Origin of the sequence: Microbulbifer sp. (assembly GCF_036563125.1) — a bacterium.
GTDB lineage: Bacteria > Pseudomonadota > Gammaproteobacteria > Pseudomonadales > Cellvibrionaceae > Microbulbifer.
Genome location: NZ_DATCMV010000168.1, coordinates 1 through 6,087 on the forward strand (window position 1 = coordinate 1; position 6,087 = coordinate 6,087).

Genomic DNA, 6,087 nt, shown 5'->3' on the forward strand with positions numbered 1-6,087 from the left:
GAGCCCGTCGACGACATGATCCGTATGTTCGCCGACGCCGGTGCCACCTACATCACCTTCCACCCGGAAGCGAGCAAGCACGTCGACCGCTCCCTGCAACTGATCCAGTCCCTCGGCTGCAAGGCCGGCCTCGTATTCAACCCGGCATCAAGTCTCGACGCCGCCAAATACCTGCTGGATAAACTCGACATGATCCTGCTCATGTCTGTAAACCCCGGCTTCGGTGGCCAGAAATTCATCCCCGCCACCCTCGGCAAGCTCACCGAAGCGCGCAAACTCATCGACGACTCGGGCCTCGACATCCGCCTCGAAATCGACGGCGGCGTGACCAAGGACAACATTCGCGAGATCGCCAAAGCGGGCGCCGACAGCTTCGTTGCCGGTTCCGCGATCTTCAATGCGGATGACTATGCTGAAGTGATCAAGGCGATGCGCGCGGAGTTGGCGCAGGCCTGAGGTTCTTTCTCAAGAAGTGGCGCTCCGGCGCCACTCTCGTTCATTCGGTCATAAAGGACCGAAAAGAGCCGCAATCGAGCAACAAAATCTTGAGCTTGCCGCCTCTACCAGAGATTTGTACACTTGCTGGCCGAATACAGGGAAGCAACTCGACGCTGCGAGATTCTGACATTGAACTGCACTGCCCACCTCATCAACAGCTGGCGATGGCGCCACTGATCCGCTGAAGCCTGAAGACCCAAGGGGTCCGACGGGCGCCTTTCCCGCGGGTAGGATTCCACAACAGATGCGAAATCCAGGCCCCAAAACAAGAAACAAAGCATTGCACAGACCGGAGTCGCCATGACCCCCAGCGAATACGCCCAACTTGCGTCTGCAGGATACAACCGCATACCACTGGTCCGCCGTGTACTGGCAGACATCGAAACCCCACTCACTACCTACATGAAGCTCGCCGCCCGTGACGGTGGTCGCTACAGCTACCTGCTGGAATCCGTGCAGGGTGGGGAAAAGTGGGGTCGCTATTCCATCATCGGCCTGCCCGCACGCACCGTGTTGCGGGCCATGGGCCATGAAGTCAGTGTCGAGGTCGACGGCAAGGTCGTCGAGCAGAAACAGGTGGAGGATCCACTGGCGTTTGTGGAGGAATTCCAGGGGCGTTACAAGGTGCCGGAAATCGAAGGGCTACCGCGTTTCAATGGCGGTCTCGTCGGTTATTTTGGCTATGACTGCGTGCGCTATGTGGAGCCGAAACTCGCCAAAAGCTGCCCGCCCGATACCCTCGGCACGCCAGACATATTGCTGATGGTCAGCGATGAGCTGGTGGTGTTCGACAACCTCGCCGGTGCGGTGATTTTTATCGTGCATGCGAACCCGGAACAGGAAGACGCGCTGGAACAGGCCCAGCGTCGCCTCGACGAGCTGGTGGGACAGCTATCGCAGCCGTTGGCGAGCGTCGACCCGTTGGGAATTGACGGCAACCACACCGCCGAGGAAGAGTTCACCTCCCACTTTGGCGAAGAGGCGTTCAAGCAGGGCGTACACAAGGTAAAGGAGTACATCCTCGCCGGTGACGTCATGCAGGTGGTGCCGTCGCAGCGCTTGTCGGCGCCGTTCAAGGTCCCGCCGCTGAATCTCTACCGCGCCCTGCGCAGTCTCAACCCCTCGCCGTATATGTACTTCCTCGATCTCGGCGACCACCAGGTGGTGGGCTCCAGCCCGGAGATCCTTGTGCACCTGGAAGACGGCGACATGACCGTGCGCCCGATCGCCGGCACCCGCCGCCGCGGTGAAACCGAGGAGCAGGACCTGGCGCTGGAGCAGGATCTGTTGGCGGATCCGAAGGAGATCGCCGAGCACCTGATGCTGATCGATCTCGGTCGCAACGACGTGGGCCGGGTGGCGGAAACGGGGTCGGTGCAGGTGACAGAAAAGATGGTGGTGGAGCGCTACTCCCACGTGATGCACATCGTGTCCAACGTCACCGGCAGGATCAAACCCGGATTGACCGGTATCGACGCCCTGCGCGCGGCGCACCCCGCGGGAACCTTGTCCGGCGCGCCGAAAATCCGCGCGATGGAAATCATCGACGAGCTGGAACCGGAAAAGCGCGGTGTCTATGGCGGCGCCGTGGGTTACCTGGCGTGGAACGGCAATATGGACACCGCCATTGCAATCCGCACCGCGGTGATCAAGGACGAGAAAATTTATGTGCAGGCCGGTGCCGGCCTAGTGGCGGATTCCGATCCGCAGTCCGAGTGGGATGAAACCATGAACAAGGCGCGGGCACTGTTCCGCGCCGTGGCCATCGCCACCGGCGAATAACCTTTTACTGTTTAACCATTGGAAGATGTTTTCCCGATGAATGAAGTCTCAGTAGCAGCGAAGCGCAGTTTTGCAGATCAGTGCCGCCAGCTGGTGGATCTGCCGCTGTTCAATCAGGTCATCATTGCCCTGATTTCGGTCAATGCCGTGGTGGTTGGTCTGGAAACCTCCACTTGGGTGTTGGAGCGCTACAGCGGTCTGCTGCACGGTATCAACCAGCTGATTCTGCTGGCGTTTATGATCGAGGCGGCCATCAAGATTGTGGCTTTTGGCAATCGCCCCTGGCGCTATTTCGCCAACGGCTGGAACTGTTTTGATTTCTCCATCATCGTGCTGAGCCTGATCCCCGCGGCGGGGCCCATGGCCACTCTGGCGCGGCTGGTGCGGGTACTGCGGGTACTGCGTCTGGTATCGGCGTTTCCGGAGCTGCGCCTGCTGGTGGATACGCTGCTGCGCAGCCTGCCCAGCATGTTCCATATCAGTCTGCTGATGGGAATCATCTTTTATATTTACGGGGTGGCCGGCTATTTCCTGTTTCACGAAATCGACCCCACCCACTGGCGCAGCCTGCCCATTGCACTGCTGAGCCTGTTCCGCATCGTCACCTTTGAGGACTGGACCGACATTATGTACACCGCGATGGAGTCCATGCCCTACGCCTGGGTGTACTTCATCAGCTTTGTGGTGATGGGTGCGTTCGTGATGATCAACCTGTTTATCGGCGTGGTACTCAATAATCTGGAAGAGGCGAAGCTGCGCAGGCTGGATGAAATGCAGCTGCCGCCGAGCCAGACTGAAATTCTGCGCGAGCTGCGCGCAACCCAGGAATCCCTCGCGCGTTTGCAGAAACGCCTGGGGGAGCTGGGGGACGGAAAAGGAATTGATTCATGATTCTGATGATCGACAATTACGACTCCTTCACCTTCAACGTGGTGCAGTACCTGGCGGAGCTGGGGGCGGACGTCGTGGTGAAGCGCAACGATGAAATCAGTGTTGCTGATATCGAACAGCTGAATCCGGAGAAAATCGTGATTTCTCCCGGCCCCTGTACACCGAATGAAGCGGGTATCTCGATGGATACCATTCGCGCTTATGCCGGGCGGGTGCCGATTCTGGGTATCTGTCTCGGCCACCAGAGTATCGGGCAGGTGTTCGGCGGCCGTGTGGTGCGGGCCCGCCAGGTGATGCACGGCAAGACCTCGAATATCGTGCACAACAATCTCGGGGTGTTTCACGGCCTGTCCAATCCGTTCGAGGCCACGCGCTACCACTCGCTGGTGGTGGAGAAGGGCAGTTTGCCGGATTGCCTGGAGATCACCGCCTGGACCGAAACCGAGGACGGTGAGATCGATGAGATCATGGGATTGCGCCACCGTGAATTGCCGGTAGAGGGGGTGCAGTTTCACCCGGAGTCGATCCTGACCCAGCACGGGCACGATATGTTGCGGAATTTTTTGGAAAGCTGAGCTGGAGTAATGCTCAGAGCTTGATGCGAAGGGCCTGATGCTGGGGACTGTTTGCGAGACCTTCCGCGAGAGGGACCTCGCGGAAGAGCCCCCATGGATGGGTTCACGGCGTGTCTCGCAAACAGTCACCGGCAGCAGGACCGCCACGGACCTGCTTGAGGCCACCGAAAGACCAAGGGAAAGTCTTGGGGGAGTAAGAATAATGAATATCCAGCAGGCCATCGCCAAACTGGTGGACGGCGAACATCTCACCCGCGCAGAAATGCGGGATGCCATGGGCCAGATCATGCGCGGAGAGGCGGAAGACGCGCAGATCGGTGCGTTTCTGGTGGCCTTGCGCATGGCCGGCGAGTCGGTCGAAGAGATCACCGGCGCGGTGGAAGTGATGCGTGAGCTCGCAACCAAGGTAGAAATCGACCACACCCATGCGGTGGATATCGTCGGTACCGGCGGTGACGGTGCCAACCTGTTCAATGTCTCCAGTGCTTCCAGTTTCGTTGCCGCCGCCGCCGGTGCGCGGGTGGCGAAGCACGGAAACCGCTCGGTCTCCTCCTCTTCCGGTGCCGCCGATCTTTTGGAAAAAGCCGGCATTTACCTTCCTCTCACCCCCGAACAGGTCGCCCGCTGTATTGACGGGGTGGGGGTGGGGTTCATGTTCGCACCGAGCTACCACAGTGCCATGCGCCACGCGATCGGGCCGCGCAAGGCGCTGGGATTACGCACCATTTTCAATCTGCTGGGGCCGCTCACCAACCCCGCCGGGGTCAAGCGCCAGGTGATCGGGGTCTACGATCCGCACTATACCCGCGTGCTGGCGGAGGTGTTGCAGAGCCTGGGTGCGGAGCACGCGATGGTGCTGCACAGTGACGACGGTCTGGATGAAATCAGCATTGCCGCCGATACCCGCGGCTGGGAGCTGAAAAACGGCCAGCTGAAAAAATTTACCATCTCCCCGGAAGATTTTGGTATCGAGCGCCAGAGCCTGGATGGCCTGTGTGTGGATGGCGCCGAGGCCTCGCTGGCGCTGATCCGCGATGCACTCGGCAAGCGTGAAACCGCTGCCGGGGACAAGGCAGCTGATATCATTGCGATGAATGCCGGTATGGCCATCTATGTGAGCGGTGTGGCTGCGAGTCGCGCGGAGGGCGTGAGCATGGCCCAGGATGCTATCTACAGCGGACTGGCCGGAGAAAAGATCAATGAGCTGGCCGCTTTTACCAGCGCATTCAAAGAGTGAAGTTATGGATACGCCAACGATTCTGAAAACCATCGTCCAGCGCAAGTGGGAAGAGATTGCCGAGCGCAAGCAACAGGTTTCCCTGGATGAAATGCAGCAGCGCGCGCTACAGCAGCCGCCCTGCCGCGGATTCGTGCGTGCGATCGAGAACAAGATCGCCGCGGGCGAAGCGGCGGTTATCGCCGAAATCAAAAAGGCCTCTCCCAGCAAGGGCGTGATTCGCGAGGATTTCATCCCCGCCGAGATTGCCACCAGCTATGAAAAGGGCGGTGCCGCCTGCCTGTCGGTGTTGACCGATGTGGATTATTTTCAGGGCGCCGACGAGTACCTGCAGCAGGCGCGCAACGCCGTGCGCCTGCCGGTGATTCGCAAGGATTTTATCGTCGACCCTTATCAGGTGTACGAGGCCCGTGCCATCGGCGCCGACTGTATCCTGCTGATTGCCGCCTGCCTTGACGACGCGCAGCTCACCAGTCTCAACGACCTGGCACTGGAGTTGGGCATGGACGTACTGGTGGAGGTACACGATCGCGCCGAACTGGAGCGCGCATTGAAGCTGCCGAATCGCCTGATCGGCATCAACAACCGCAACCTGCACACCTTCGATGTGCAGTTGGAAACCACCTTCAAACTGCTGGAACTGATTCCGGACGATCGCATCGTGGTGACCGAGAGCGGTATCCACACTACCGACGATGTGGCGGCCATGCGCGGTCACAATGTGGATGCGTTTCTGGTGGGGGAAGCGTTTATGCGCGAACCAGAGCCGGGTCGCCGCCTGCTGGAACTGTTCAACTGATTCCCCGGTAGTGCGGAGTCAGTGCCCCAGTGGGTGCGCCGGATCCGCGGCCGCCGGAAATTAAAGCAAGCCGGCTTTTGAAAATACTTCGATGGCCGGCACCAGCTCCCGCTCGTATTTTTTCCAGCGCGCCACCGCACTGCGATACACCGGCTGGCGTACCTGCACGCTACTGGCGGTACTCACCGCACCTTCCGCCGCGGAAAAATCCAGGCAGCGTTCGTCCCAGGGTAAATCGCAGAATGCAATCAAGCGCCTGCTCTCCGCTTCGGGATTTTCGGTAAAGCGCTCGTAGCTCACTTCAA

General features: G+C 59.7%; 6 protein-coding genes and 1 pseudogene. 6 read left to right on the plus strand and 1 reads right to left on the minus strand.

Annotated elements, in window-relative coordinates:
• From VIL80_RS14310 to trpC, 6 genes are all read left to right on the plus strand, one after another.
• On the plus strand, window positions 1-456 hold a 456-nt coding region (locus VIL80_RS14310; protein ID WP_332036771.1), incomplete at its 5' end, for a ribulose-phosphate 3-epimerase.
• Window positions 457-798: 342 nt separating this feature from the next.
• Complete coding sequence (gene trpE, locus VIL80_RS14315) at window positions 799-2,280, plus strand: anthranilate synthase component I (RefSeq protein ID WP_332036772.1); 1,482 nt, start codon at window positions 799-801, stop codon at window positions 2,278-2,280.
• Window positions 2,281-2,316: 36 nt separating this feature from the next.
• A complete protein-coding gene (locus VIL80_RS14320; RefSeq protein ID WP_332036773.1) occupies window positions 2,317-3,171 on the plus strand; it encodes an ion transporter in 855 nt (284 codons plus the stop codon).
• Entirely contained in the window at window positions 3,168-3,746 is a 579-nt protein-coding gene (locus tag VIL80_RS14325) for an anthranilate synthase component II (protein ID WP_332036774.1), read from the plus strand. The genes VIL80_RS14320 and VIL80_RS14325 overlap by 4 nt, the downstream gene beginning before the upstream one ends.
• A 202-nt stretch (window positions 3,747-3,948) precedes the next feature.
• Complete coding sequence (gene trpD / locus VIL80_RS14330; RefSeq protein WP_332036775.1) at window positions 3,949-4,983, plus strand: anthranilate phosphoribosyltransferase; 1,035 nt, start codon at window positions 3,949-3,951, stop codon at window positions 4,981-4,983.
• Between the two features lie 4 nt (window positions 4,984-4,987).
• Window positions 4,988-5,782: an indole-3-glycerol phosphate synthase TrpC gene (gene trpC / locus VIL80_RS14335; protein WP_332036776.1), complete on the plus strand. Its 795-nt coding sequence runs from the start codon at window positions 4,988-4,990 to the stop codon at window positions 5,780-5,782.
• Window positions 5,783-5,842: 60 nt separating this feature from the next.
• On the opposite strand, the pseudogene VIL80_RS14340 reads toward trpC, so the two are convergent.
• A pseudogene (locus tag VIL80_RS14340) lies at window positions 5,843-6,087 on the minus strand (tetratricopeptide repeat-containing sulfotransferase family protein); the annotation flags it as partial.